Source organism: Cryptosporangium minutisporangium (genome assembly GCF_039536245.1).
Taxonomy (GTDB): Bacteria; Actinomycetota; Actinomycetes; order Mycobacteriales; family Cryptosporangiaceae; genus Cryptosporangium; species Cryptosporangium minutisporangium.
Map to the genome: position 1 here is coordinate 45,677 of NZ_BAAAYN010000019.1, position 25,418 is coordinate 71,094.

Annotated in this window: 21 protein-coding genes; 9 read left to right on the forward strand and 12 right to left on the reverse strand. The window is 71.8% G+C overall.

Features of this window, described 5'->3' with window-relative positions; genetic code table 11:
* Positions 1-53: 53 nt before the first annotated feature.
* Both xylB and pdxR read right to left on the reverse strand, forming a co-directional pair.
* On the reverse strand, positions 54-1,460 hold the full coding sequence (gene xylB / locus ABEB28_RS15865; protein ID WP_345728864.1) for a xylulokinase: 1,407 nt from the start codon (positions 1,458-1,460) through the stop codon (positions 54-56).
* 8 nt (positions 1,461-1,468) lie between these two features.
* Positions 1,469-3,025: a MocR-like pyridoxine biosynthesis transcription factor PdxR gene (gene pdxR / locus ABEB28_RS15870; protein ID WP_345728865.1), complete on the reverse strand. Its 1,557-nt coding sequence runs from the start codon at positions 3,023-3,025 to the stop codon at positions 1,469-1,471.
* Between the two features lie 66 nt (positions 3,026-3,091).
* On the opposite strand from pdxR, the gene ABEB28_RS15875 reads away from it, so the two are divergent.
* Entirely contained in the window at positions 3,092-4,057 is a 966-nt protein-coding gene (locus ABEB28_RS15875) for a DMT family transporter (protein WP_376981030.1), read from the forward strand.
* 13 nt (positions 4,058-4,070) lie between these two features.
* On the opposite strand, the gene ABEB28_RS15880 is transcribed toward ABEB28_RS15875, so the two are convergent.
* Positions 4,071-4,778, reverse strand: a complete 708-nt coding sequence (locus ABEB28_RS15880) for a TetR/AcrR family transcriptional regulator (RefSeq protein WP_345728866.1) — start codon at positions 4,776-4,778, stop codon at positions 4,071-4,073.
* A 43-nt stretch (positions 4,779-4,821) separates the two neighbouring features.
* Here ABEB28_RS15880 and ABEB28_RS15885 point away from each other — a divergent pair, with 43 nt between their 5' ends.
* Positions 4,822-5,529: a DUF4386 domain-containing protein gene (locus ABEB28_RS15885; RefSeq protein ID WP_345728867.1), complete on the forward strand. Its 708-nt coding sequence runs from the start codon at positions 4,822-4,824 to the stop codon at positions 5,527-5,529.
* Here the strand turns inward: ABEB28_RS15885 and ABEB28_RS15890 are convergent.
* Positions 5,486-6,058, reverse strand: coding sequence for a hypothetical protein (locus ABEB28_RS15890; protein ID WP_345728868.1), 573 nt, complete (start codon positions 6,056-6,058; stop codon positions 5,486-5,488). The genes ABEB28_RS15885 and ABEB28_RS15890 overlap by 44 nt on opposite strands.
* A gap of 4 nt (positions 6,059-6,062) precedes the next feature.
* Complete coding sequence (gene dnaG / locus ABEB28_RS15895; RefSeq protein ID WP_376981040.1) at positions 6,063-8,975, reverse strand: DNA primase; 2,913 nt, start codon at positions 8,973-8,975, stop codon at positions 6,063-6,065.
* A gap of 119 nt (positions 8,976-9,094) precedes the next feature.
* Between dnaG and ABEB28_RS15900 the strand changes: the two genes are divergently transcribed.
* The 3 genes from ABEB28_RS15900 to ABEB28_RS15910 all read left to right on the forward strand — a co-directional run bounded on the left by ABEB28_RS15900 (position 9,095) and on the right by ABEB28_RS15910 (position 11,038).
* On the forward strand, positions 9,095-9,775 hold the full coding sequence (locus ABEB28_RS15900) for a PhzF family phenazine biosynthesis protein (RefSeq protein ID WP_345728870.1): 681 nt from the start codon (positions 9,095-9,097) through the stop codon (positions 9,773-9,775).
* Positions 9,772-10,182 (forward strand): rhodanese-like domain-containing protein, encoded by a 411-nt coding sequence (locus tag ABEB28_RS15905; protein ID WP_345728871.1) that lies wholly within the window; start codon positions 9,772-9,774, stop codon positions 10,180-10,182. Before ABEB28_RS15900 ends, ABEB28_RS15905 begins: the two co-directional genes overlap by 4 nt.
* Positions 10,183-10,360: 178 nt before the next feature.
* Complete coding sequence (locus ABEB28_RS15910; RefSeq protein WP_345728872.1) at positions 10,361-11,038, forward strand: GAP family protein; 678 nt, start codon at positions 10,361-10,363, stop codon at positions 11,036-11,038.
* A 172-nt stretch (positions 11,039-11,210) separates the two neighbouring features.
* On the opposite strand, the gene ABEB28_RS15915 is transcribed toward ABEB28_RS15910, so the two are convergent.
* The 3 genes from ABEB28_RS15915 to ABEB28_RS15925 form a co-directional block, all read right to left on the reverse strand.
* Positions 11,211-12,188, reverse strand: coding sequence for an aldo/keto reductase (locus ABEB28_RS15915; RefSeq protein WP_345728873.1), 978 nt, complete (start codon positions 12,186-12,188; stop codon positions 11,211-11,213).
* Positions 12,189-12,215: 27 nt separating this feature from the next.
* A complete protein-coding gene (locus tag ABEB28_RS15920; RefSeq protein WP_345728874.1) occupies positions 12,216-13,439 on the reverse strand; it encodes a deoxyguanosinetriphosphate triphosphohydrolase in 1,224 nt (407 codons plus the stop codon).
* Between the two features lie 134 nt (positions 13,440-13,573).
* Positions 13,574-14,494 (reverse strand): diacylglycerol/lipid kinase family protein, encoded by a 921-nt coding sequence (locus ABEB28_RS15925; RefSeq protein WP_345728875.1) that lies wholly within the window; start codon positions 14,492-14,494, stop codon positions 13,574-13,576.
* Between the two features lie 116 nt (positions 14,495-14,610).
* On the opposite strand from ABEB28_RS15925, the gene ABEB28_RS15930 reads away from it, so the two are divergent.
* On the forward strand, positions 14,611-15,351 hold the full coding sequence (locus ABEB28_RS15930; RefSeq protein ID WP_345728876.1) for a DUF2786 domain-containing protein: 741 nt from the start codon (positions 14,611-14,613) through the stop codon (positions 15,349-15,351).
* Positions 15,352-15,385: 34 nt separating this feature from the next.
* Here ABEB28_RS15930 and ppdK read toward each other — a convergent pair whose 3' ends face one another.
* The gene (ppdK, locus tag ABEB28_RS15935; protein ID WP_345728913.1) at positions 15,386-18,094 is read right to left on the reverse strand and encodes a pyruvate, phosphate dikinase; all 2,709 of its coding nucleotides are present in this window, start codon (positions 18,092-18,094) and stop codon (positions 15,386-15,388) included.
* A gap of 344 nt (positions 18,095-18,438) precedes the next feature.
* Between ppdK and ABEB28_RS15940 the strand changes: the two genes are divergently transcribed.
* Both ABEB28_RS15940 and ABEB28_RS15945 read left to right on the forward strand, forming a co-directional pair.
* Positions 18,439-21,249: an ABC transporter substrate-binding protein gene (locus tag ABEB28_RS15940; protein ID WP_345728877.1), complete on the forward strand. Its 2,811-nt coding sequence runs from the start codon at positions 18,439-18,441 to the stop codon at positions 21,247-21,249.
* A 20-nt stretch (positions 21,250-21,269) separates the two neighbouring features.
* The gene (locus ABEB28_RS15945; RefSeq protein WP_376981024.1) at positions 21,270-21,581 is read left to right on the forward strand and encodes a DUF952 domain-containing protein; all 312 of its coding nucleotides are present in this window, start codon (positions 21,270-21,272) and stop codon (positions 21,579-21,581) included.
* 118 nt (positions 21,582-21,699) lie between these two features.
* Here the strand turns inward: ABEB28_RS15945 and dusB are convergent, their stop codons facing one another.
* The 3 genes from dusB to ABEB28_RS15960 all read right to left on the reverse strand — a co-directional run bounded on the left by dusB (position 21,700) and on the right by ABEB28_RS15960 (position 24,991).
* Positions 21,700-22,842 carry a tRNA dihydrouridine synthase DusB gene (gene dusB, locus ABEB28_RS15950; RefSeq protein WP_345728878.1) on the reverse strand — a complete coding sequence of 381 codons (1,143 nt, stop codon included), beginning with the start codon at positions 22,840-22,842 and terminating at the stop codon, positions 21,700-21,702.
* 347 nt (positions 22,843-23,189) lie between these two features.
* Positions 23,190-24,239, reverse strand: a complete 1,050-nt coding sequence (locus tag ABEB28_RS15955) for an XdhC family protein (RefSeq protein WP_345728879.1) — start codon at positions 24,237-24,239, stop codon at positions 23,190-23,192.
* Positions 24,240-24,322: 83 nt separating this feature from the next.
* Positions 24,323-24,991: a siderophore-interacting protein gene (locus ABEB28_RS15960; protein ID WP_345728880.1), complete on the reverse strand. Its 669-nt coding sequence runs from the start codon at positions 24,989-24,991 to the stop codon at positions 24,323-24,325.
* A gap of 28 nt (positions 24,992-25,019) precedes the next feature.
* Between ABEB28_RS15960 and ABEB28_RS15965 the strand changes: the two genes are divergently transcribed.
* Positions 25,020-25,412, forward strand: coding sequence for a helix-turn-helix domain-containing protein (locus ABEB28_RS15965; RefSeq protein ID WP_345728881.1), 393 nt, complete (start codon positions 25,020-25,022; stop codon positions 25,410-25,412).
* Positions 25,413-25,418 lie beyond the last annotated feature (6 nt).

The following is a 25,418-nucleotide window of genomic DNA, read 5'->3' on the forward strand; positions in this document are numbered from 1 at the left end:
GACCGTAGGGCGGCACAGCGGCCCCTGTCCAGACTCTTTTGTATTACGACCGCCTAACTTTTGTTCGGCTGAGTCGAAAGTTCGACCACTGCGGTACGGAACTGGGCGTAGCGGTCACGAGCTGCGGAGTAGTCGGCCGGGTTGGTCTCCGGTGCTCGCTGTGCCGCGACGGGCCACTGCGGAGGCTCGGCCGCACCCGAGAGCGCCCACGCGGCCTGCCGGGCCGCACCCAGCGCCACGTACTCCCCCGGCGCCGGGACCTCGACCGGAACGCCGAGGATGCCCGACGCGACCGCGCGCACCGCCGGCGAGAGCGCCGCACCGCCGATCAGCAGCGCGCGACGCACCGGGACACCGTGCTGGCGGACGGCGTCCAGGCCGTCGGCGAGACCGAGCAGCATGCCCTCCACGGCGGCCCGGGCCAGGTGCTCGGGACGGGCGTTCGCGCGGGTCAGGCCGGTGAGCCGACCGGTCTCGTCCGGGAGATCGGGCGTGCGCTCGCCGTCCAGATAGGGCAACAGCGTGAGCCCGGCGGCACCGGGCGTGCTGGCGAGCGCCAACTCCGACAACCGGTCGAGATCGACGCCGAGCAGGTCGGCGGCGGCGGTCAGCACCCGGGCCGCGTTGAGCGTGCACACCAGCGGCAGGAACCGGCCCGTCGCGTCGGCGAACCCGGCGACGAAGCCGCTCGGGTCGGTGGTGGGCCCCTCGGCGACCGCGAACACCGTGCCGCTGGTACCGAGCGAGACGACGACGTCGCCGGGCCCGGCGCCCAGTCCCAAGGCGGCGGCCATGTTGTCGCCGGTGCCCGCGGCGAGCGCGATGCCGTCCGCGGTGTGGCCGACGATCGCGTCGGGCTTCTTGACCTCGGGCACGCCCACGTCCCGCCCGAACGCCCGTCGCAGCAGGTCGAGGCGGTACTCGCCGGTCGCTCCTGACCAGTAGCCGGTGCCGGACGCGTCGCCGCGGTCGGTGGTCGGGTCGGCGTTGGTCGACAGCTTCCAGGTGAGCCAGTCGTGCGGGAGCACCACCCGCTCGGTGCGGGCGGCCGCGGCCGGTTCGTTCGTGGCGAGCCAGCGGAGCTTGGTGATCGTGAAGCTGGCCACCGGCACCACCCCGACCGCGTCCGCCCAGGCCTGCCGACCGCCGAGCTCGTCGATCAGCTCGGCGGCGGCGCCGGCCGACCGGGTGTCGTTCCAGAGCAGCGCTGGGCGGACCACCTCACCGTCGGCGTCGAGCGTCACCATGCCGTGCTGCTGGCCGCCGACGGCCAGCGCCTCCACACCGTCCAGCAATCCGTCGGACGCGCTGCGCAGCGCGTCCCACCAGATCGTGGGGTCGACCTCGGTCGCATCGGGGTGCGGTGCCCGCCCTTGCCGGACCACCGCCCCGGTCTCGGAGTCACAGATCAGGACCTTGGTGGATTGCGTCGAGCAGTCGACGCCCGCGACGAGTGCCATGGCTTTTCCTACCTCGTGACGCCGCCCCGCACCACCGCGGTGAGGCGGGCTCCCATCCTGCGGGCGGCCTCTTCGAGACGGTTCGGGGGATGTGCGGCATAACCGATCACCAGACCGGGCCGCCCGGGCTTCATCCGGTGCCAGGACAGCGGGTGCACCCGCACGCCCACCACGGCGGCCTCGTCGGCGAGGACCGTGTCGGGGACGTCGCCGGGCAGGGTGATCAGCAGGTGCAGGCCGGCCGCGACCCCCTCCACCCGGGCATCGGGGAGGTGCTCGTGGAGCGCGGTGAGCAACGCGTCCCGGCGGCGACGCTGACGGACCCGGACCCGTCGCAGGTGGCGCTCGTACTCGCCGCTGGTCAGGAGCTCGGCCAGAACCAACTGGGACAACGCCGGATTGCCGAGGTCCACGGAGTGCTTGGCGGCGAGCAGGTCGTCCCGCAACGCGCGCGGCGGGATCATCCACCCCAGCCGCATGCCCGGCGCGAGCGTCTTGGACGTACTGCCCATGTAGACGACGCGGTCCGGTGCCGACGCCTGCACTGCGGCCACCGGCGCGCGGTCGTAGCGGTGCTCGGCGTCGTAGTCGTCTTCGAGGACCAGCCCGCCCCAGGCGAGCAGCTCGCGGCGCCGCTGTGGGCCGAGGACGACTCCGGTCGGGAACTGGTGCGCGGGCGTGAGCAGCACGGCCGGCAGGCCGCTGGCGACCAGCGCGTCCACGCGGAGCCCGTCGCCGTCCACCGGAACCGGCTGCGGACGCAGGCCCCAGCTGGTCAGCTGGTCGCGGGCGCCCCGGGAGCCCGGGTCCTCGATCCCGACGTCGCGCCCCTCGCCGAACACGCGGGCGACCAGCGCGAGCGCCTGGGCCACCCCGGCCACCACCAGGACGTCGTCCGGCTCGGCGCGAGTGCCCCGGGTGCGGGCCAGCCACGCGGCCAGCTCGGTCCGCAGCGCGAGCGTGCCGCGCGGGTCGCCGTAACCGAGGTCGGCGCTGGTCATCGTGGCCAGGACCGTGCGCTCAGCACGGAGCCAGGCCGCGCGGGGGAACGCGGCGAGGTCGGGGCGGCCGGGCGAGAGGTCGAACTCGATCCCGGCCGCGGGGCCCAACGGCAGCCGAAACCCCGGCGGATTCGACGCCCACCCGGGCGCGTGGCTCCCCGCCGCCGAGTGCCCCGCCGCGGCGCCGTCCGCCGCACCCTGGGCAGGTGGCACGCGCACCCGCGGCGCGCGGTCTTCCCCCGGCGTCCGGCCCGTAGGCGCGACGCGCTCCCGAGTATCGCCACCGAGCCCGGACACCGGCGCCAACAGGTTCGTGACGACGGTGCCCACGCCGGTGCGGCCCTGCGCGAGCCCTTCGTCGACGAGGCGCTGATACGCCTCGACCACCACGCCCCGCGAGATGCCCAGATCCGCGGCGAGCATCCGGGTCGGCGGTAGCCGCGTACCGGCTGCGAGGCGCCCGTCGGCGACGGCCGCACGCACCGCGTCCACCAGCCAGGTCGTCAGGCCCTTGGCCGGCGCCGACGCCGCTCGCAGCTGGAGAAAATCCGCACCGGCCGACATTGGTCCACTCCTTCGCGCGTCCAGTGGTCCTTCAACCGAACCACGAGGGTCGCCGAGCATGGCTGCATGGTCAACTCGGTACTCACCCCACCGCGCGTCGGGCCCCGCTTGCCCGCAGGTGGAGTCGCCGCGGCATCCGGCGCCACCGGCATGGTCTTCGTCGGGGGCAGTGTCGCGGTGTCGTCGCTGCTCGTCAGCAGCCCGCTCTTCACCGTTCAGGCGGTGCGCTACGGCCTGGCGTGCGTGCTGCTCGTCGTGTTCGCGAAACTCACCCGGCGGCACATCCACGCCCCGCGAGGGGTGGAGTGGCTCTGGCTCAGTGGGATCGCGGTGCCCGGGTTGGTGGTGTTCAACATCGCGCTGGTGTACGGGTCGAAGCACGCCGAGCCCGCGGTGCTCGGCGTCGCGGTGGCGAGCGTGCCGGTGGTGATGGCGGCGGTGGGGCCGCTGCTGGAAGGTGCCCGTCCCACGGTCCGGGCGCTGGTCGCGGCGCTGGTGGTCACCGCGGGGGCGGCGCTGGTCGAAGGGCTCGGGCGCAGCGACGCGATGGGCTTGATGTGGGCGGTCGTGGTGTTCGCGTGCGAGGCCGGCTTCACGCTGCTGGCGATCCCGGTGCTGCGACGGCACAAGCCGTGGGGCGTCTCGGTGCACACGACGTGGATGGCGGCGCTGATGTTCCTGGCGATCGGGATCGTGCGGGAAGGTCCGACCGCCGTCCTCCGCCTGGGCCGGACCGAACTGGTGGCGATCGTCTACCTGTCGGTCGCGGTGACCGCGGTGGCGTTCGTCCTCTGGTACACCTGCGTGACCCGTTTGGGGTCCGGGCGCGCCGGGCTGCTCACCGGCGTTGCACCGGTGGCGGCAGCGCTGAGCGGCGTGGCGCTCGGCCAGCCGGTCCCCGGCGTCCTGGTCTGGGTGGGCATCGCCGTGGTCGGGTGCGGCCTCGCGCTCGGCCTTCCGTCCCGCTCCGGTCCCGCCCGGCCCACCGTGCCCGGGCGTGCTCCTACCGCGCTGCACGAAGCGGCAGTCTGAGCCGCCCCGATCGTCAGGCGGGCGGGGCGATGCCGTCGAGAAGTCGGTCCAGGCCCCAGCGGAACTGCTCGGTGGAGACGTATTCGGCCACGACCGGCGCCGCGGCCGCGGTCCGCGGGAAATGCTCCGTGGGCGCGGCGGCGAACGCGTCCCGGCGCGCCGCGATCCGTTCGGCTTCCGGCGGCAGCGGGCCCGCGCCGGGATGCTCCGCGGTTTCCAGCGCGACCGCACCCAGCACGTACACGATGACCAGATAGGACGCTCGAGCCGCGACGTCCGGCGCTAGGCCGGCCTCCGCCAGGACGTCGAGCAGGTGTTCGCCGAGCGCGAGCGCCTCGGGTCCGTCCATCGGCCCGCCGAGCAGCAGCGGAACCACCGCCGGATGCGCGCTCAGCCGCGCCCGCACCTCGAGCGCGAGGCCGTGGATCCGCTCCCGCCACGGCAGCCCCGACGCGGTGAGTGCCCGATGGTCGACCGCGCCGAGAATCCGGTCGACGAGCGCCCGCTGTACGGCGGCCTTGTCGGGGAAGTACGTGTACACCGCGTTCGGAGCCACTCCGACCGCCGCGGCGATGCGCCGGACCGAGGCCGCTTCCAGCCCGCCCTCGTCGAGCAGCGCGAGCGCCGCGTCCAGGATCGCGTCCTCGCTCAACACCCGCCGCGGACCGGGGCGTCCGATCATCGCACCTCCCTTGACGTAACCCTGCACACCGTACATCATCTGTACGCCGTACAAATTGTACGCCGTACAGAATCGAGGGATCATGAGCCGTCGCCTCACCGGTGCGCTGTTCGTCGTCGGCGCGGTGGCGTTCGCCATCGCCGCGACCGTCCTGTCGTCGACCTTCGAGTGGCCCGACATCCTGCGGGAACCGGCCTCCGTCGTGCTGCCGGCGTTCACCGACGGCGGGAACGGGCTGATCTGGACGTGGTTCACCACCGCGTGGACGTACGCGATCCTGCTCGTCCCGGTGCTGTTGTTGCCGGGTGCACTGGCTCGGTCCGCGCACCCTGCCTTACGAGCGGCGACGTGGATCGGCGCGGCGTCCGTGCTGCTCTCGCTGGTCGGTTTCCTGCGGTGGGTCGTCGTCGTGCCGCCGCTGGCGCGTGCCTACGAAAACGGCGACGCGACGATGCGCGCCGCCGTCGAGGCGGCCTGGATCGCCCAGCACCAGTTCGGCGGAGCGCTGCTCGGCGAGCACCTGGGGCAGTTACTGGCGATCGGATGGTCGGCGACCGTGAGCGTCGTCGTGCTCCGCTCCGGGCTGCTACCGGCGGTGCTGGGGTGGTTCGGACTGCTCGCGAGCGGGCTTTACCTGCTCAACCAGGGCGACGTCCTGGCGACCGCGGTGCCGGACTTCCCGGTCTGGGACGCCGCCGGATTCGTCGGCAGCACCGCCTGGGGTGCGTGGGTCGCAGCCCTGGGCGTCACGCTGCTGGTCCGTCGCCCCAACTCACCCGAGCCTCGGTGAGGAGTCCTTCGGCCTCGGCGCGGGCCGCGGGCACCTCGCGATCGGACGGATCGTCGAAACGGAGATGCCACGTCAGGCCGTCCCGGCCCGGCACCCGGCGAGCCACCACCCGCACTCCCCCGCCGGTGCTCAGCCGGTGGTGCTCGGTGTACGCGACGCTCTTGGTCACCCGCGTCCGCACCTCGGCCGGGAGATCACGCGGCTCGACGAGTCGCAGCCGACGCTCCGGACCGTCGGTGACCACGCCCGGCTCGATCTCGACCCCGGTCGTGACGACGAGCGCCCCGTCACGCCAGACCGCCTTGTGGATCTCCGACCAGCCGAGCCGGTGCCACTCCGTGCCGTCGGGGCCGGTTACCCCCTCGGCGCCCTTCTTCGGCGGCAACCACAGCGCCCGGATGCTGGCCACCGCGACCGCCTCCGCGGTGGTGGCCCACGCGACCACCCGGTCGTGCGGCTCCAGCGGCGGCGTCGCCGGTGGGGCGTCCCGTCGCAGGAACCGGTCGAGCACTGTCTTCGGATTCAGCACGGAACTACAGGCCTCCGATCGCCTGTTCGCGCAAGCCGCGGGCGTACTGCTCCAGCGCCACCAGCTCGCCGAACAACCGGCTGTACTCGTCCGCCGACTCCACCGGGTTGAGCCGCTGCAACTTGGATTTCACCGCGACGATGCGCCGCACGGTCGCCAGTTCCTGCACCCGGTTCAGCTGTGCGGCGACGTACCTCGGGTCGAGCTCGCCGTCGTTGTAGAGGCGCTCGACCGCCAGCTCCGGGATGAGCGCCTTCCCCACCGCGTCGTCGCAGGAGGACACCAGCGTCTGCACCCACTCCGGGCCGGACGTACCCGCCACGGCGCCCCCGGCGGCGCTCACCGCACGCCGGACCGCCCGGAACGCCGGGTGGGTGTACGCGTCCTCGCCGACCGCGTCGAACAGCGGACCGGCCAGTACTGGCTCCTGCACCGCGAGCTTGAGAGCTTCTCGCTCGACGAGCAGCGCGCGGTCGTGCGGGTCGGGCCGTCCCCCCGCCGGGCTCACCGGCTCGGACGCCTCCGCCTCGGGCGCCCCACCTTGGCGCGGCGCCCGTCCGTTCGGCGCGGCGGCCGGCCGGCCGCCCTGCGCACCCCGACCGCCCTGCGCACCCCGACCGCCCGGCGCGCCCTTGCCTGCGGCGCCCGCGGCCTCGTTCACGGCCTTGAGCACCGGCTCCAGGTCCATGCCCAGGTCACCGGCGAGCTTGCGGGCGTACTCCGGCCGCATCGCCCGGTCTTTGATCCGGGCGACCAATGGTGCGGCGGCCCTCAACGCGGCCACGCGCCCTTCGACGGTGTCCAGGTCGTAGCGCGCGAGCAGCGTCCGCAGCACGAACGCGACCAGCGGCTCCCGGCGGGCCACCAGATCGCGGACCGCGGAGTCTCCGTGGGCGAGCCGCAGGTCGCACGGGTCCATGTTCTGCGGCGAGACCGCGATGAACGTCTGCGCGACGAACCGCTGGTCGTCCTCGAACGCCCGCACCGCGGCTTTCTGCCCGGCGGCGTCGCCGTCGAAGGTGAAGATGACCTCGCCGCGGAACTCGTCCTGGTCCATCAGCAGGCGCCGGAGCACCTGGATGTGGTCGGCCCCGAACGCGGTGCCGCAGGTGGCGACCGCGGTGACGACCCCGGCCAGGTGGCAGGCCATCACGTCGGTGTACCCCTCGACGACGACGGCCCGCTGCTGCTTGGCGATGTCTTTCTTCGCGGCCGCGACCCCGTACAGGACGTGCGACTTCTTGTAGATCGGCGACTCGGGCGTGTTGAGGTACTTCGGGCCGTCGTCGCCCTCCAGCAGCCGGCGGGCACCGAACCCGATCACCTCGCCGCCGAGGTCGCGGATCGGCCAGACCAGCCGTCCGCGGAACCGGTCGATCAGCGAGCCGGAGCGCGCCGTCTTCGAGATGCCGCCGGCGACCAGTTCTTCGTTGGTGAACCCGCGCCCCCGCAGGTGCTTGGTGAGGATGTCCCACCCGGTGGGCGCGAAGCCGCAGTCGAACCGGGTGGCAGCGTCCGGCCCGAAGCCGCGGGCGGCCAGGAACTCGCGGGCGGGCAGCGCCTCACGGCTGCCGAGTTGCTCGACGTAGAACTCCGCGGCGGCGGTGTGCGCCGCGATCAGCCGCTGGCGCTGGCCGGTGTTGCGCACCGGCGCCGGACCGGCCTCGGTGTAGGTGAGCTGGACGCCGACCCGCGCCGCCAACCGCTCGACGGCCTCGCTGAAGTTCAGCATCTCCGTCTTCATGACGAAGCTGAGGATGTCGCCACCTTCAGCGCAGCCGTAACAGTTTCCCGTGAGGATATTGTCCTCGAGAACGAAAGCATGGCCATCGTCGACGACCGCACAGAACACCTCCTCGACGCGGTCAGTCGGTTCGACCGACTCAACCACCCAACCGCGCCGCGAATACGCCTTCCGCGCGGCGCGGTAACGGTCGCGGTGTTCGTCGATCAGGAAGAAGCTCTCAGTGAGGTCGTCGCTGACGATGTGTACCCGGTAGAGATCGGTCGGCTCACCCGTCTTGTAGCCCTCACGCGACTGCGACGTAATGCCGTACGTGGCGATGCCGAGGCGCGTGCAGACCGTACGAACGAATTCGAGATTCTCACGGCGCGCCGAATGAAGCACCACGCTGCCGTCCGCCGCGACGTGACCATCTGCCGCGAGGTACCCCGCCAGCCAGCCGTACAGGTACGGCACGGACTCGTCGAGATCGGGAAGCCCCTTGAAGAACTTGGGTAGGTGGTGCACCAACACCGAATCAGGGCGGCCGCTGACCTGACTGGTGAAGCTGTGCGGGAACCACTTGCGGAGTTGAGCGTCCTTCTCGCCGACCAAGAGAGCCATCGAGCCGGTCCCGCTCAGCGTTCCGTCACCGAACGTGATCCCATGTGCGATACCGAAGGGCGAGGGAGTTGTGTTTTGAACCCGCGAACGCGGATAGGTGTACGAGAGCCGCTGGCCAGGCCGTAGCTCACTCGTCACCGTCTCCCGGCGCCCTTGCAGCTTCACGCCGGACCGGACGAACCACCGATGCTCCGCTGTCGCGAACAGCTCCTTCCGGCGACCGTTTCGCTGCACCACCACGCGCATCAACGGCTGGACACCGAACGAGTAGAACGGCGCCTCCTGCCAGTCCGCCCGCGCATTGAGGATGCGGTGGGTTCCGCCCGCCAACTCACGGATCGGCCGTGGGCCGTCCCAGGTCAGCACCTCGGTCTCGCCAGCCAGGCAGTAGTAGACGCCCTTGGCCGGGTTGACGTTGAACGACGGCGTCTTCTCGTCGTGGAACGGGCACAGGCCTTTGAACGTGCCGCCGCCCGCCGGACGGAGTGTCACGCGTTCGCCGATGACGTCGACGATCGCCGACCGTTCGCGCACCAGCGCGATGTCGCTGTCCCTGATCCGCCCCGCCACGGCGTTGAGTTTAGGCTGCCCCGCCGACAATCGGCGGCGCGGTCGATGGCAGGATTCTTGCGATCATGGGCAAACCTGCCACTCGACGGAGAAGGCGCACGCACGGCATGCTCTGCCCCATGAGTATCGACGTTCACGAATTGCTGGTCTTCCCTGGTCCGGACGGTCAGGCCGGTAATCCGCTCGGCGTGATCCTGGACGGTGCGCGGGTGCCCGACGCCGACCGCCAGCGGGTCGCCGCCCAGCTCGGCTACTCCGAGACGGTGTTCGTCGACGACGCCACCACCGGCGCGATTCGGATCTTCACGCCCTCGACCGAACTGCCGTTCGCCGGCCACCCGACGGTCGGCACCGCCTGGTTGCTGGCCCGGGAAGGAAAGCCGGTCGAGGCGCTCCGCCCGCCGGCCGGCACCGTGCCGGTGCGGTACGAGGCCGAACTGACCTGGATCACCGGCCGCCCGGAGTGGGCCCCCGACTTCGACTTCCAGCAGCTCGGAAGTGCCACCGAGGTCGAGAGCCACCCGCAGCCCGCCGACGGCCGCACCTACGTCTGGGCCTGGATCGACGAGGCCGCGGGCGTCCTCCGCTCGCGGTGCTTCCCGGTGAGCCTGGGGATCGCCGAGGACGAGGCCACCGGCGCCGCCGCGGTGGCGCTCGTCGGCAAGCTCGGACGGCGCGTGCAGATCCACCAGGGGGTCGGTTCGGTGCTGGTCGCCGGACCGACCGGCGACGGCGCGGTGGAGCTCGGCGGCCGGGTGTCGGCCGTCCGCACGTTCGCGCTGGACGGAGCCGCGCGGTGACCGCGCCCCGGGTGTTACGCGGGCTGGTGACCCGCGTCCCGGCCGCGGACCCGGAGAGCGCGGTGGCGCGCCTGAGTGAACGGTTCCGCTTCGAGACCGATTGTGCGGACGTCGCGAGCGACCTGGCGCACGGCGTCGCGGGTTTCGTCGTGGTGGACGCCCGGTCGCCGGAGAAGTACGCGGCCGGGCACGTCCCGGGATCGGTGAACCTGCCCACCCGGACGATCACCGAGCAGAGCACCGCCGGGCTCGATCGAGAGCTGGTCTACGTCACGTACTGCGACGGGCCGCACTGCAACGGGTCGACGCGATCGGCGTTGCGCCTCGCGGAGCTCGGGTTCCGCGTGAAGGAGATGCTCGGCGGCTTCCACTTCTGGCAAATCGACGGGCACCCCGTCGAATACTGATCCGGAACGCGGTAGCGGCGGAACAGCGCCGCCGCTACCGCACCGCATCATTCGTTCCGGACGATGTGTGCTCGCGGTCAGGTCGGTAGTTCTGGAACATGCCGATAGCTGACGTGACGGAGCCGCAGATATCCACTGGCTTCGCTGACCGGACCGACTTCGACAACCCGAACCACTGATGGGTGAAGCCATCGGAGGATCGCTGCCGCTCGCGGTCGGGATCGCGCTCAGCCCGCTTCCGATCATCGCGGTCGTGCTGATGCTCACCAGTCGCCAGGCGAAGGTGAACGGCCCGGCCTTCCTCGTGGGCTGGCTGCTCGGCCTGGGGATCGTCGGCGCCCTCGTCCTGAGCCTCGCCGGATCGGGCGGGGCCAGCGACGGCGGCGCTCCGGCCACCTGGGTGAGCTGGGTCAAGATCGTCCTCGGCGTCCTGCTGCTCCTGGTCGCACTGCGTCAGTTCCGGGGCAGGCCGCACGGCGACGAGGAAGCGCAGATGCCCGAGTGGATGGCGAGCATCGACAAGACCAGTCCGCTCGCCGCGCTCGGGCTGGCCGCGGTCCTGGCCGGCGCGAATCCCAAGAACCTCCTGCTGGCCGTGGGCGGCGGCGCCGCGATCGCCCAGACCGGGATCACGGGCGCGCAGCAAGCCACCGCCTACCTGGTCTTCGCGCTCATCGGGACGCTCGGCGTCGGCGCTCCGGTCGTCCTCTACTTCGCTCTGGGCCGGCGCTCGGAGCGGATGCTCGCGTCGCTGAAGGACTGGATGGGCGCCCACAACGCGGTCATCATGTCGGTCCTGTGCCTGGTGATCGGGGCCAAGCTCATCGGCGACGCGATCGGGGCGCTCAGCGGGTGAGGACGGCTGCTCCGGGCGGTGGTTCCGCTGGTCCGGCGGTGCCGGCCCCGGGGGCACTGACGAGGACGCGAGGGCACCTGCCCGCGCCACGACGGCGGAGCGGGACGTCGTGCGGCCGGCCGACCGGGCGCCGGATCCGGAAGCAACCGACGCCCGCCCGGCAGGCGTAGATCTAGAAGCCGACCACCGGATGGGGGACGTAAGGCTTCCCGAGTGTCTCGAGTTCCTCGGCGGTGAGGTCGATCTCGACCGCCGCCACCGCATCGTGGAGATGCGACAGCTTGCTCGCACCGACGATCGGCGCGGTCACCCCCGGCCGGTGCAACAGCCAGGCGAGCGCGATCTGCGCACGCGGGACGCCGCGCTCGGCGGCGATCCGGGCGACCGCGTCGATCACCGCGCGGTCGGCCTCCTCGGTGGCGTCGTAGAGCGAGCGGCCGAAGCGGTCGTTCGCGCTGCGGGCGGTGGTGACCTCGGGGTCGCGGGTGAGGCGGCCACGGGCCAGCGGCGACCACGGGATGACGCCGATGCCCGCGTCGAGGCAGAGCGGCAGCATCTCCCGCTCCTCCTCGCGGTTGAGCAGGTTGTAGTGGTTCTGCATGCTCACGAACTTCGTCCAGCCGTGTCGCTCGGCGGTGTGCAGGTACTTCGCGAACTGCCACGCCCACATCGAGCTGGCACCGAGGTAGCGGGCCTTGCCGGCCTTCACGACGTCGTGGAGCGCTTCGACGGTCTCCTCGATCGGCGTGTGCGGATCGAACCGGTGGATCTGGTAGAGGTCGACGTAGTCGGTGCCGAGGCGGCGCAGGCTGTGGTCGATCTGGGCGAAGATGGCTTTGCGGGAGAGTCCGGCGCCGTTCGGACCCTCGTGCATCCGACCGTGCACCTTCGTGGCGAGAACGACCTCGTCGCGGTTTGCGAAGTCGCGGAGCGCGCGGCCGACGATCTCCTCGCTGCTGCCGTCCGAATAGACGTTCGCGGTGTCGAAGAAGTTCGCGCCGCTCTCGAGCGCCTTACGGATGAACGGACGGCTCTCGTCCTCGGGCAGGGTCCAGGTGTGGTTGCCGCGGTTCGGATCGCCGTAGGTCATGCAGCCGAGGCAGATCCGGGAGACTTCCAGGCCGGTGTGTCCCAGTCGGGCGTATTTCATGGGGCGATCTTCCCTCGGCTCGGGCGGTCAGGCTCCCGTGAGGCGGTCGTGCCAGGCGACCGCCGCCGGGTCGGTCAGGCTCGCCACCTGATCGATGACGACGCGGAGCCGCGCGGCGTCGTCGGGTGCGCTTCTCCACAGCGGGGCGAACACCGGGTCGAGCTCGTCCGGAGCCTTCCGCAGCAACGCCTCGACCAGCGTCACCAGGATCTCCCGCTGCCACTCGTAGCGGGCGTCCGCACCCGGGCGGTTCATGACGTAGCGCAGCGCCAGCCCTTTGAGCAGGGCGCACTCGGCGCGGATCGTTCTGGGGACGATGAGGTCCGCCGCGTAACCGCGCAGAGGCTCCGGCCCGGCCTTTTCCCGGGTGGCGCGCACCGCCACGGCGGACAATCGGCCGACCAGCGCGCTGGTCACGTGCTTGAGCCGGGACTGGGCGAGGTAGCTCCCGTCGTACCCGGCGAGCCCGTTGACGACCGGCTCGGCGAGCAGTTCGTCCAGGACGGTCTGCAGGTCGCTCGGGCTCTCGGGTGAGTAGGCGCGCGCGACGTCGGCGCAGAGCGCGAGCCGCTCGTCCGGGTCGGCGAGCAGCTCGATCCGGACGTGCCCGGCGTGCACACCGTCCTCCAGGTCGTGCACGGAGTAGGCGACGTCGTCGGCCCAGTCCATGATCTGCGCCTCGAGGCACCGTTTGTCCTGCGGCGCGTCGTCTCGGTACCAGTGGAAAACCGGGAGGTCGTCGCGGTAGACGCCGAACTTGCGGGTGCCGGGTTTGCGCTCCCACGGGTACTTGGTGATCGCGTCGAGCGTGGCGCGGGTGAGGTTCAGCCCGGCGCCGGGGACCTTGGCCTCCAGGCGGCTCACCACCCGCAACGTCTGAGCGTTGCCCTCGAAACCGCCGGCGGCTCGTGCGACCTCGTCGAGCGCGTCCTCGCCGTTGTGACCGAACGGCGGGTGCCCGAGGTCGTGCGCGAGGCCCGCGGTGTCGACGACGTCCGGGTCGGCGCCGAGCGCGACGCCCATCTCGCGGGCGATCTGCGCGACCTCCAGCGAGTGCGTGAGCCGGGTGCGGAGGAAGTCGTCCTGGCCTCCGGTGATCACCTGGGTCTTCGCCGCCAGCCGCCGGAAGCCCGCGGAGTGCAGGACGCGGGCCCGGTCGCGTTGGAACGGGGTCCGGCCGGTGCCGGGGTCCTTCGCCGGCTCGGCGACCCGGCGCTGTGCGCCCCGTGTACCCCAGGCGTCGTCGTCCATCACGACGCAGCGTAACTCGCTCCGGGTGGGGCAGCCCTCGCCCGGCGCGCGCCGCGGCCGCCCGTGCTCGGGGCGCCCTGCCTCACGCGCTGTGGGCGGGGATGGTTGGCGTGCTTCCCGGGTGGCGCGGACCGCTACCAGACCGCGCGGGCTGACCCGGACACGAGCACCGACCACACCCCCTGCCGGACCTCCCACGACCGCCGACGCACCTCGTCGCTCACCTCGCCGTCGGTGTTCACCCGGAACGGCTCGGCGCCGTCCGCCACCAACAGCGACACGTGCCGGCCGCGGTGTACCCGCACGTCTTCTCGCCTGATGTGGACGCCGTCCCGCAGCGCCATCCCGTACGCGTACCGGTTCCGCGGACCGTGTACCGCGGCCACCACCACGTCCAGCAGCCCGTCGTCCGGCTCGGCGTTCGGGGCCAGCGGTGTGCCCCCACCGATCGACCGCCCGTTGCTCACCCCCAGCATGAGGATCGGCCGGCCGGCGTCGTGGACCCGCACACCGTCCACTTCGACGTCCATCGCCCAGCCCTCGCTGCTGAACCCCGCGACCAGGCCGCCCAGCGGATAGGCCGCCACCCCGAGCGCGGGCTTCCAGCCGGTGGCCAGCCGGCCCGCCTCCGCCCCGACGCCGGCGTGGGCGGCGTTGACCAGTACCTCACCGGTGTCGTCGACCGCGATGTCGAGGGTCCGTGGCCGTCCTTCCAGCACGGTCTCGGCCGCGCCGACCGGGTCGAGCGGGATCCCCAGCGTCCGCGCGAGGTCGTTGCCGGTACCCAGGGGAAGGAGCCCGAACGGACGTCGTGGATCGAGCAGGTGCGCGTTGTAGAGCAGCTGGACCGCCGCGTGCAGCGAGCCGTCACCCCCGGCCAGCACGGTCAACCGCTCCCGGTGGACGCGGAGCGCGGCACCGAGCGCATCCAGGTCCGCGGTGCGGACCACGATGACGTCGGCCACCCGGCGTAGAACATCGACGGCCTTGTCGACGGCGGCGAGTTCGGTGCTGCCAGCACCCTCGTTGACGACCACTAGCAGCTCTTGCGCCATGTGCCGACCCTAGCCAGGACGGTTGTCCACAGCGACTCGGGCACCGCTGCGGAACGTCGTACCGGCCTGCCAGAGTGCTCTCGTCATCCGCCGGAGCGCGTTCCCAGGAGAGTTTGATGTCCGCTTCCGAAGCCAAGCTTGCGACGATCCGTAAGCTGCTCGCCCAGGCCGAGGACGCAGCCGCCAGTCCGGCCGAGGCCGAGACGTTCACCGCCAAGGCCGCCGAGCTGATGGCCCGGTACGGCGTCGACCGGGCGATGCTCGCCGATGGCGACGAAACCGTCGACGCGATCGCCGACCGGGTGATCCGCCTCGATCCGCCCTACGCGCTCGACAAGATAGGCCTGCTCAGCGGCATCGGGCAGGCGCTCGGGCTGCACGTCGTCCAGCGCACCGGGTTCGGCGTGCGCGGCAAGGAGATCTCGGCGCTGCTGTTCGGGTACTCGTCCGACCTCGAGCGTGCCGAGATCCTGTTCACGTCGCTCCTGGTCCAGGCCGCGCGTGGACTGGCCGCCGCCCGGGTTCCGACGCACGAGAACAAGGCCGCGTACCGGCGCGCGTGGCTGGCCGGGTTCAGCACGACCGTGCGGCTGCGGCTGGCCGACGCCGAGCAGCGGGCGCGCGCGGAGGCCACCGAGGCGGCGTCCACGAGTGCGACGGGGCGCCCCGCTGAGCTCGTGCTCGCCGATCGGCGGCACGTCGTCGACCAGCGCTTCGCCGAGGCGTTCCCGAGGTTGCGGTCGGCGCCCCGCCGGGTGCTGAGTGGCAGCGGGCACGGGGACGGGATCGTCGCCGGCCACCGCGCCGATCTCGGCGGCGCCGCCCTGCCGACGCGACGCCGCTCCCTCGGCCGCTGACCCGGAGGCACCCGCCCGCGGCGGCTCCCCCGCGTCAGCGGCTGTCCGAGCCGCCCTCCTGCGCCACCGTGGCCCGCGCCGCCTCGAGGCGCGCCACCGGCACGCGGAACGGCGAGCACGAGACGTAGTCCAGCCCCACCTTGTTGAAGAAGTGCACCGAGTCCGGGTCACCGCCGTGCTCACCGCAGACACCGACCTTGAGGTCCGGCCGGGTGGCCCGCCCCTTCTCGGTACCGATCCGCACCAGCTCTCCGACGCCGTCCTCGTCGATCGTCTCGAACGGGCTGACGCCGAAGATCCCGACCTCCAGGTACGTGGAGAAGAACGCCGCCTCCACGTCGTCGCGGGAGAAGCCCCACGTCGTCTGGGTCAGGTCGTTGGTGCCGAACGAGAAGAACTGGGCGGCCTCCGCGATCTGGTCGGCGGTGAGCGCCGCCCGGGGCAGCTCGATCATCGTCCCGATCATGATCGGCAGGTCGCAGCCGGTCTCCTCGGCGACCTCCTTGAGCACCTGCTCGGTCTCGCCGCGGATGATCTCCAGCTCCTGCACCGAGCCGACCAGCGGGATCATGATCTCCGGCCGGGGATCCTTGCCGAGCTTCACCAGCTGGGCCGCCGCCTCGGCGATCGACCGGGTCTGCAGGTTGAACAGCCCCGGCACGACCAGTCCCAGCCGGACGCCGCGCAGCCCCAGCATCGGGTTCTGCTCGTGCAGCCGGTGGACGGCCTGCATCAGCCGCAGGTCGTTCTCGTTCTTCTCGCCCCGCGACTCCGCCAGCGCGACCCGGACGGACAGCTCGGTGATGTCCGGCAGGAACTCGTGCAGCGGCGGGTCGAGCAGCCGGATCGTCGTCGGCAGCCCGTCCATCGCGGTGAGCAGCTGCAGGAAGTCCCAGCGCTGCAGCGGCAGCAGCGCTTCGAGCGCCTGGTCCCGCTGCTCGTCGTCCTCGGCCAGGATCAGCCGCTCGACGTGCTGACGCCGCTCGCCGAGGAACATGTGCTCGGTGCGGCACAGTCCGATGCCCTCGGCGCCGAACCGCCGTGCCCGCTCGGCGTCCTCGGCCGTGTCGGCGTTGGCGCGGACGCCCATCCGGCGGGCGCTGTCCGCGTGCGTCATGATCCGGTGCACTGCGGAGACCAGGTCGTCCTTCGCCGTGGAGACGTCGACCTGACCCTCGAAGTACTCGACCACCGGCGAGTCCACGACCGGTACCTCACCGAGGTAGACCCGGCCGGTCGAGCCGTCGATCGAGATGACGTCGCCCTCGTGCACCTCGGTGCCGTCCGGCGCGGTGAGGAACCGGCGCTTGGTGTTGACCTGCAGTTCCTCGACACCGCAGACACAGGTCTTGCCCATGCCCCGGGCGACCACGGCCGCGTGCGACGTCTTGCCACCGCGGCTGGTCAGGATGCCCTGGGCGGCGATCATGCCGTTGAGGTCGTCCGGGTTCGTCTCCCGGCGAACGAGGATGACCTTCTCCCCCGACCGCGACCACTTGACCGCGGTGTACGAGTCGAACACCGCCTTGCCGACCGCGGCACCCGGCGACGCCGATATGCCCCGACCGAGCTGGTGCACCTTCGCTGACGTGTCGAACTGCGGGAACATCAGGTGGACGAGCTGCTCACCGGTGACCCGCTGGACCGCCTCGTCGAGGTCGATGACGCCCTCGTCGACCAGCTGCGACGCGATCCGGAACGCGGCGGCTGCGGTGCGCTTCCCGACCCGGGTCTGCAGCATCCAGAGCTGGCCGGCCTCGATCGTGAACTCGATGTCGCACAGATCGCGGTAGTGCCCCTCCAGCGTGGCCATGATCTCCATGAGCCGGTCGTAGGAGGTCTTGTCGAGCTTCTCCAGGTCCTGCAGCGGCACCGTGTTCCGGATGCCGGCGACGACGTCCTCGCCCTGGGCGTTCTGCAGGTAGTCGCCGTAGACGCCCTGCTCGCCGGTGCCCGGGTCACGAGTGAACGCGACCCCGGTGCCCGAGTCCATGCCCATGTTGCCGAAGACCATCGCGACAACGTTGACCGCGGTACCGAGATCGGCCGGGATGCGCTCCTGCCGCCGGTACAGCACGGCGCGGTCGGAATTCCAGGAGTCGAACACCGCGTTGATCGCCGCGGTCAGCTGCTCCCGGGGGTCCTGCGGGAAGTCCGCGCCGGTGTGCTCCCGCACGATGCCTTTGTAGACGTCGACCAGCTGCCGTAGGTCGTCGGCGTCCAGGTCGAGGTCGTTGTGCGTGTCCTTCGCGCGCTTGATCTCCTCCAGCGCCTCCTCGAAGGCCTCACCCTCAATGTTCTGAACGGTCTTGCCGAACATCTGGATGAGCCGTCGGTAGGAGTCCCAGGCGAACCGGTCGTTGTCGGCCTGGCGTGCGAGCCCCTCGACCGACTGGTCGTTGAGACCGACATTGAGGACGGTCTCCATCATCCCCGGCATCGAGAACTTCGCCCCCGACCGGACGCTGACCAGCAGCGGGTCGTCCGGGTCTCCGAGCTTCTTGCCCCGGGCCTTCTCCAGCGCGGCCAGGTGAGTGGCGACCTCTTCGTCCAGGCCTTCGGGGGTCGAGCCGGTGTTCAGATACGTCGTGCAGGCCTCGGTGGTGATCGTGAACCCGGGCGGGACCGGCAGACCCAGGTTGGTCATCTCGGCGAGGTTGGCGCCCTTGCCACCGAGGAGGTCCTTCAGCTCCTTGTTGCCCTCGGCGAAGGCGTAGACGTACTTCTTCCGATCGTCCTTCAACGCGGCCTCCGTTTGGTGTGCATCAACCGACGGGTTACCGGCCTCGTCGTCGCGGAGCGTCACGGGTTCGGGCACGAGTCGTTCTCCCTCGTCACCGGCGCTGGGGATGGCCAGAGGTTAGTGAGACCGTCTCCATGCTGGTGCCCGTTGTGAGCAGACGCACGCCGCTTGCACTGACTGTTCCGATTCAGCCCGGCCGGGTTACCCGCAAACCTCCATAACCGCACGTGAGAAGGGTCGCACGTAGCTTCGCAGACATCGAGCGGTAACCCGTTGAGCGGAAGACTGGTGCGGTCTCGCTACGCTGCGCGCGGGATCCGGGTGACCGTCGGAGAGAGACACGCGTGAGCACGGCGCAGCCCCTTCGGAACAACGACCCGCGGCAACTCGGGCGTTACCGACTAATTGGACGGCTCGGCGCCGGCGGTATGGGCATCGTCTACGCCGGAATCGCCGAAGAGCCCGACGGCCGCGAGCGCCAGGTGGCCGTGAAGGTGATCCATCCGCACCTGGCCGACGCTCCCGAGTTCCGGACCCGCTTCCGGTCCGAGGCTGCCCTCGCGGCGCGGGTGGCCCGCTTCTGTACGGCTGCTGTCCTCGATGTGGACGTGGAGGGCGAGCAGCCGTACCTCGTCACGGAGTTCGTCGACGGTCCCACGCTGCAAGAAGTCGTCGACGAGCAAGGACCGTTGAGCGGTGGTGCGCTCGATGCGGTGGCGATCGGCATCGCAACCGCGCTGGTCGCGATCCACGAGGCCGGCATCGTGCACCGCGATCTGAAGCCGAGCAACGTCATCCTGTCGCGGTTCGGGCCGCGGGTGATCGACTTCGGCATCGCCCGAGCCGCCGACCTGGTGAGCGGGCTGACCAGCGGCGCCATCGGCTCGCCGCCCTACATGGCGCCGGAGCAATTCCGCGGTGACCCGATCACCGCCGCGACCGACATCCACGCCTGGGGCGCCGCCGTGTGTTTCGCCGGCACCAGCCAGCCGCCGTTCGGAGTGGCGGCGCCGGAGGTGATGCTGTTCCGGACGCTGGAGCAGACCGCGGACGTGAGCTCGCTGGACGAGCCGATCCGGGACCTCGCGGCGGCGGCGCTCAGCAAGGACCCGGCCGAGCGGCCGACCAGCCGGCACCTGCTGGAGACGCTGGCGCTGCACCGCCCCGGCGCGGTCCCCGACCTTCCGCTCGGCGCCCCCACGTCCGAACGTGCGGCGGCGCGCGGCGCGGCGTCCCCAGGTCTGGCGTCCGTGGAGCCGGCGTCCACCGGGGTGGCGTCCGACAGCACTACGGCACAGCTGAACGCCGACGGACGACTCACCGCGCAGACACCGACCGACGCCGCACGTCCGCAGCCAGGCCCGCCCCCGGTGGCCGAGGACACCGCGGCCGAGGACGCGGTCACGCCGGACGCTCCGCGGCGGCGGCGGCGCGCGCCCCTCCTCGTGGCCGGCGCGCTGGTCACCGCGTTAGCGGCGGGCGCCGCCCTCTGGGCGACGTCGCCGTGGCAGGCAGCGGAGCCGACGACCGAGCCGTCGAAGGTCTCCGACCTCACCGTCCGTCAGTACGACGCCGACGACGGTGCGCTCGGCCCGGCAACGCCCCCGTCCAGCGCCCGCCGTGGCGGAACCGTCGTGCTCTTCGCGACCGCCCAGTACTGGGAGCTGGATCCGACGCTCAACCGCTACGCCGACGGGATGATGGTCAGCAACCGCCTGCTGGCCCGCACGCTCACCAGCTACCGCCGGGCGAGCGGCCGGACGACGCTCGTCGGCGACCTCGCCACCGACACCGGCCGCAGCACCGACGGCGGCCGCACCTGGGAGTTCACGATCCGGCCCGGCGTCACGTTCGCGAACGGCCGGGCGGTCACCGCGGAGGACGTCGCCCACGGCGTCGGCCGTTCGTTCGGCACGAAGGGCGGCTTCGACTATCTCGAGCGGTGGCTCGCCGGCCGGGACGACTTCCGCGCGGCCTGGTCCGGTCCGACCGCGTCGGCGCAGTACCCACCGGGCATCGAGGTCCTGGACGCCCGCACGATTCGATTCCGGTTCGCCCGGCCGCACCCCGACTTCCCGGCGGTGGCGGCGCTGCCGTCGACCGCCGCGGTCCCGAAGGGCTGGAAGCCGACGAAGACCGAGCCGGTGCCGGTCACCGGGCCGTACAAGGTCGCCGCCGTCGGTAAGGACGAGCTCACGCTGGAGCGGAACCCGGCGTGGAACCCCGAGTCCGACCCGATCCGGACCGACTACCCGGACCGCTACGTCGTGCGCTTCAACGTCGAACGCGACGACGTGACCACGCAGCTGATGGCCGACGAGGAGCCGACCGGCATCCAACTCGGCACGATGGAGCCGTTCCGAGCCACCGAGGCGTACCAGCGCGGCGTGGCCAACCGACTGGTCGAGGGGGACGGCCAAGGCCACCGCGACCTCTGTTTCAACACCCAGCGCGTGAAGGATCCGAAGTTACGGCAGGCGCTGAGCCTGGCGTTCAATCCCGAGGCCGCCCTGGCCGCGCTCGGCGGTATCCACGTGGGCACGCTGACCACGAGCCTGCTCTCGCGGCGGCTGCCGGGTTACCCGCCGGACCAGATCCCGGGCCAGCGCTTCGGCGATCCGGATACCGCGGTCCAGCAACTGGACGGCGCGGACGTCACGCTGGTACTCGGACACATGGACAACCCTGACGGGGAGCGCTTCGCCCCCGCGATCCAGGCGGCGTTCGCGCGTGCCGGGGTGAAGGTCTCGCTACGACCGATCCCCTATAAGAGGTACGAGGCGACAATCGGCCGCCGCGACAACCCGTACGACATCTACCTCTGCAGCTGGGCGCCGGACTACCTGGACGGCAACGCGATGCTGCCGCTGCGGTTCGGCGGCGACACGATTCGCGCGGCGGGGAACACGAACCTCAGCTACCTCGATGTCCCCGCGCTCGACGCGGAGTTCGCCCGCGTCGCCGCGCTCCCCGATCGCCGCGTCGCGGCCGAGGAGTACGCAAAGCTCGACCGGCGGATCCGGGAGCAGTACGCGCCGGCGATTCCGTTCTTCGACCAGCGCCGGCTGGCGCTCCGCGGCTCGGCGGTCGGGAGCCTGTTCGTCAGCCCGCTCTGGGGGGTGCCCGACCTGGCGCAGGCGTGGGTGCGGACCTGACCGGGCGATACGGTGTGCGGGTGACAACCGTGTACAAAGTTCTCCGCGCCGACGAGTGGGCAGCCGCGCAGGCGGTGGAGCGTTACGAGGGCTCCCCTGACGATCTGCGCGACGGTTTCGTCCACCTCTCGACCGCTTCCCAGCTCCCCGGGACGCTCGACCGGCACTTCGGTGGTGAGACCGGGTTGATGCTGCTCACGGTCGACGCCGAGGCGCTCGGCGATTCGCTGCGGTGGGAGGCGAGCGCCGGCGGCGAGGCGTATCCGCACTACTACGGCGCGCTGCCGATGTCGGCCGTCACCGAGGCCACCCCGGTCCGCTCAGACCAGTAGCCGATCCAAAGCCCCGTCCTCGGCAAATCTGAAGCCCCTGCTTCGGCAAATCTAAAGTTCAACCCTCGGCAGAGACACCGCTCTCGTCCATCACGTGGTCGTCTTGATCTCGACGCGCTTAGCCGCCGGAGACGTCTAGTTCGGCGTCGACCGGGGCGGCGAGCGCGTCGGGATCGTCGAGCCATCCCTCGGGCAGCACCACCCGCCGCGCTCCGGTGGTGCGTCCGCGGGGCTCGCCGAGCTCCGCGGACGGGAACGGTGCGTCCGGGTCGAGGCGGGCCAGCAGGTCGTCGAGCTCGGCCAGGGTGCTCACCATGCCCAGCTCCCGCCGCAGCGTCGAGCCGACCGGATAACCCTTCAGGTACCAGGCCACGTGCTTGCGGAAGTCGGGCAGGCCACGGTCCTCACCCATCCACTCGGCGAGCAGCTCCGCGTGTCGGCGCATCGTCACCGCGACCTCGCCGAGGTTCGGGCGCACCCGCTCCGGACGCCCGGCGAACGCCGCCGCCAGATCCGCGAAGAGCCACGGCCGTCCTAGACAACCCCGCCCGACGACCACCCCGGCGCAGCCGGTCTGGGCCACCATCCGGACGGCGTCGTCGGCTTCCCAGATGTCGCCGTTGCCCAGGACGGGCACCTCCAGGGCCGCGGCCAGCTCGGCGATCGGCTCCCAGTTCGCGCGGCCCCCGTAGAACTGCGCGGCGGTGCGTCCGTGCAGCGCCACCGCGGCCACACCGGCGTCCTCGGCCGCGCGGCCGGCGTCCCGGAACGTGACGTGGTTCTCGTCGATGCCGATGCGGAGCTTCACCGTGACCGGCACGTCCGTACCGGCGGTGGCACGCACGGCCCGCTGGACGATCTGCGCGAACAGCTTGCGCCGGAACGGGAGCGCGGAGCCGCCGCCCTTCCGCGTCACCTTCGGCACCGGGCAGCCGAAGTTCAGGTCGACGTGGTCGGCGAGGTCCTCCTGCACGACCATCTCGACGGCCCGCCCGACGACGTCCGGATCGACGCCGTAGAGCTGGATCGAGCGGGGCTGCTCGTCGGGGGCGAACGTGATCAGCTTCATGGTCTTCTCGTTGCGCTCGACCAGAGCGCGGCTGGTGATCATCTCGCTGACGTAGAGCCCGGCGCCGTGCTCGCGGCAGAGCCGCCGGAACGCGACGTTCGTGATCCCGGCCATCGGCGCCAGCACCACCGGCGGGTCGACGATGTGCGGGCCAACGGTGAGCGGGCGAGCAGCGGTCAGAGCGGAAGACACGCCCTCCAGCGTCTCACGTCCGCCGGAGTGCCCCGCCGAGCCTTCCGGCCGACCTGCACCAGTGGTTGTCGCACCGTCCGGGCAGCGCACGAGGTGGCTGTCGCACCTTCCGGGCGATGCACAACATGGTTGTCGCGCTTTCGGGGCACCGCGCGAGGTGGTTGTCGCGCCTTCCGGGCACCGCGCGAGGTGGTTGTCGCGCTGTACGTGCCCTGGCACGGCAAGCGCGACAACCATATCGGCGGCACCCGGAAACAACGACAACCACCTCGGCGTGCACCCGGAAGCGTCGACAACCAGGCCCTCGCCGCCAGCGGGTCGGCTCGGCTCGCAGGGACGGCCCGCGCTCAGTGGATCGCGACGTCGGTGGCGCGCAGCGCGGTGCCCGCACGCCCCGACCGGGTGGCGAGCACCTCCGCGACGATGCTCACCGCGGTCTCCGCCGGGCTGCGCGCGCCGAGATCGAGCCCCACCGGCCCGTGGATCCGCGCCAGATCCTCGTCCGGCACCCCCGCCGCCCGGAGCCGCTCCCGCCTCGCCGCCTGGGTGCGCCGGGACCCGAGCGCCCCGAGGAAGCCCCGGCCGTGCGCCAGCCCGATCCGCAGCACTTCGTCCATCGCCGGGTCGTGGTTCAGCAGCACGAGCACGTCGGCGGGTCCGAACGCCGATACCGCCGCCACGGCGTCCGCCACCGAGGACACGTCGCGAGCCGACCAGCCGAGGAGCGACGCCTGCGCCGCCAGCGCCGACGCGAGCACCCCACCGCCGACGGTGACCACGGTCGGCGTCGGCACCCACGCGTCCACCAGGACGTCGTCGACCACCGCCCGACTGGTGGCACCCGTCGCGAGCAGCCGCGCCGCTTCGCCAACCGCCGCCGAGACCCCCTCGGCACCCCCGACGAAACCGCCCCCGCCCGGTGACCCGGACGGCTCCGACAACCCGGACGACCTCGACCCCGGCCCCGCGGACCCCGGCGACCCCGAGCGCCCCGGCCCCGGCGACGGAACCACCGCCGACTCCCCCGACGTCAGCGACGTCACCAACGCCACCGGCGTTCCGGCCGCCAACGCCGCCCAGACCGACGGCTCCGCCGCTGCGTGCACCAGCACCCGGGCCGACCCGGCGCACGCCAGGCCCGCCGCGACGGCGTCCGACTCGCTCACCGGCGCCCGGACGACCGACGGCTCACCCGACAGCGCCGCGGGCACGGCTCCGGAGATCACCGGATCCGCGACGCCGTGCAGCAACTCACCCACCCGCGCACCGTCGTCCCGCACCGCGAGCACCTCGCCCACGGGTACGGCACCGAACCCATGCACGTCGACCACCCGCGCGACCGCGACCCGATGCCCCGCGTCCAGCCACTCCGTCACCGTGCGCCCGATTTCCCGCATGGCCCCATCCTGCCGATAGGTTGCACATTCGCGTCCGCCATAGGGTCCAAAAATGTGCACCGCCTCGGCCGGCCCCCAAGCGATCACTCCATTCCGCGCTTGCCTGGGGTCCAGTGCGCCGAGACCCGCACCGAACGCCGCGGCCAGCCCCGCTCGTCCCGCAGGTACTGCCGCACCGCCAGGCACGCCTTCTGCTCCCCGGCCACGTACGCCGCCCCGGGCTCGTCGGGCAGGTCGAGCGAACGAACCGCATCCAACAGCCTTCCGTCCAAACACCACGGCAAGTCGGCCCCGAGCGGCGGGATCCGGTCAGCGGCGACCAGCGCCCCGTGCACCCGCGCGGAACCGGGCAACGCGGCCCGCATCGCCAGCAGCGGCACGGCCCCGGTCTGGTCGCCGATGAACAAGTGCCACGGCGCCGCCGGATCCAGGCCGAACACCCCGCGCGGCGACGTGAGCGCCACCCGGACGCCTGGCTCCGCGGCGGCCATCCAGCGGCTGCCCGGCCCGTCGGCGTGCGAGAACCCGCGCAGCACGAGCGTCGCGCCGGAGTGCGTCCAAATGGAGTAGGTACGCAAGCTCAAGCCGTTGCCGACGGAGAGCCGAACGCTCTGCCCCGCCGTGCACCGCCAGGCGCCGAACTCGGGTGCCGTGAGCGTGACCTCACGCGCCGAGCCGCCGATCGGGGTCACCGCGACGACCTCTGCGGACGTCAGGACCCGGTGGGCCAAAGACGTAAGCATGTTGACCATGCGCAGCAGCCTGGACCCTAATGTCCACATGAGGTCAAGCCGAACGATCGGGCAGGCCGCGCAGGAGTGCGGTGTCCGCGTCCACCTTCTCCGTCAGTGGGAGGACGCCGGGCTGCTGACCCCCGCCCGCGTGCACGGACAGCGCCGGTACACCGAGCCGGACGTCCTCCAGGTCAAGCTGATCAAGTTCGGACGCGAGCTGGGCATCGGCTTGGCCGGGCTGCGCGAGCTGCTCGCGGTCCGCGACACCGCCGACCGCGATGCGGTGCTCCGGCGGCGGAAGCAGCAACTGGAGCACCACATCGCCCTGGCCAGGCGCCAGCTGGAGCTGATCGAGCACGGCTTGGCGTGCCCGCACCCCGACTACCGCAGCTGCCCCGACGCGGTCGCCCTCGCCGGCCAGCCAGTGCTGGCCGACTGACCGACG

Coding starts and splice junctions, on each gene's coding strand:
- ABEB28_RS15915 (WP_345728873.1), bottom strand. CDS start 12,188: ATGAAATACGCCCGACTGGGACACACCGGCCTGGAAGTCTCCCGGATC.
- ABEB28_RS15880 (WP_345728866.1), bottom strand. CDS start 4,778: ATGATGTACGGTGTGCAGGGTTACGTCAAGGGAGGTGCGATGATCGGA.
- ABEB28_RS15925 (WP_345728875.1), bottom strand. CDS start 14,494: ATGGCGCAAGAGCTGCTAGTGGTCGTCAACGAGGGTGCTGGCAGCACC.
- ABEB28_RS15930 (WP_345728876.1), top strand. CDS start 14,611: ATGTCCGCTTCCGAAGCCAAGCTTGCGACGATCCGTAAGCTGCTCGCC.
- ABEB28_RS15960 (WP_345728880.1), bottom strand. CDS start 24,991: ATGGTCAACATGCTTACGTCTTTGGCCCACCGGGTCCTGACGTCCGCA.
- ABEB28_RS15910 (WP_345728872.1), top strand. CDS start 10,361: ATGGGTGAAGCCATCGGAGGATCGCTGCCGCTCGCGGTCGGGATCGCG.
- ABEB28_RS15900 (WP_345728870.1), top strand. CDS start 9,095: ATGAGTATCGACGTTCACGAATTGCTGGTCTTCCCTGGTCCGGACGGT.
- ABEB28_RS15955 (WP_345728879.1), bottom strand. CDS start 24,239: ATGCGGGAAATCGGGCGCACGGTGACGGAGTGGCTGGACGCGGGGCAT.
- ABEB28_RS15965 (WP_345728881.1), top strand. CDS start 25,020: ATGAGGTCAAGCCGAACGATCGGGCAGGCCGCGCAGGAGTGCGGTGTC.
- ABEB28_RS15875 (WP_376981030.1), top strand. CDS start 3,092: ATGGTCAACTCGGTACTCACCCCACCGCGCGTCGGGCCCCGCTTGCCC.
- ABEB28_RS15920 (WP_345728874.1), bottom strand. CDS start 13,439: ATGGACGACGACGCCTGGGGTACACGGGGCGCACAGCGCCGGGTCGCC.
- pdxR (WP_345728865.1), bottom strand. CDS start 3,025: ATGTCGGCCGGTGCGGATTTTCTCCAGCTGCGAGCGGCGTCGGCGCCG.
- xylB (WP_345728864.1), bottom strand. CDS start 1,460: ATGGCACTCGTCGCGGGCGTCGACTGCTCGACGCAATCCACCAAGGTC.
- ABEB28_RS15885 (WP_345728867.1), top strand. CDS start 4,822: ATGAGCCGTCGCCTCACCGGTGCGCTGTTCGTCGTCGGCGCGGTGGCG.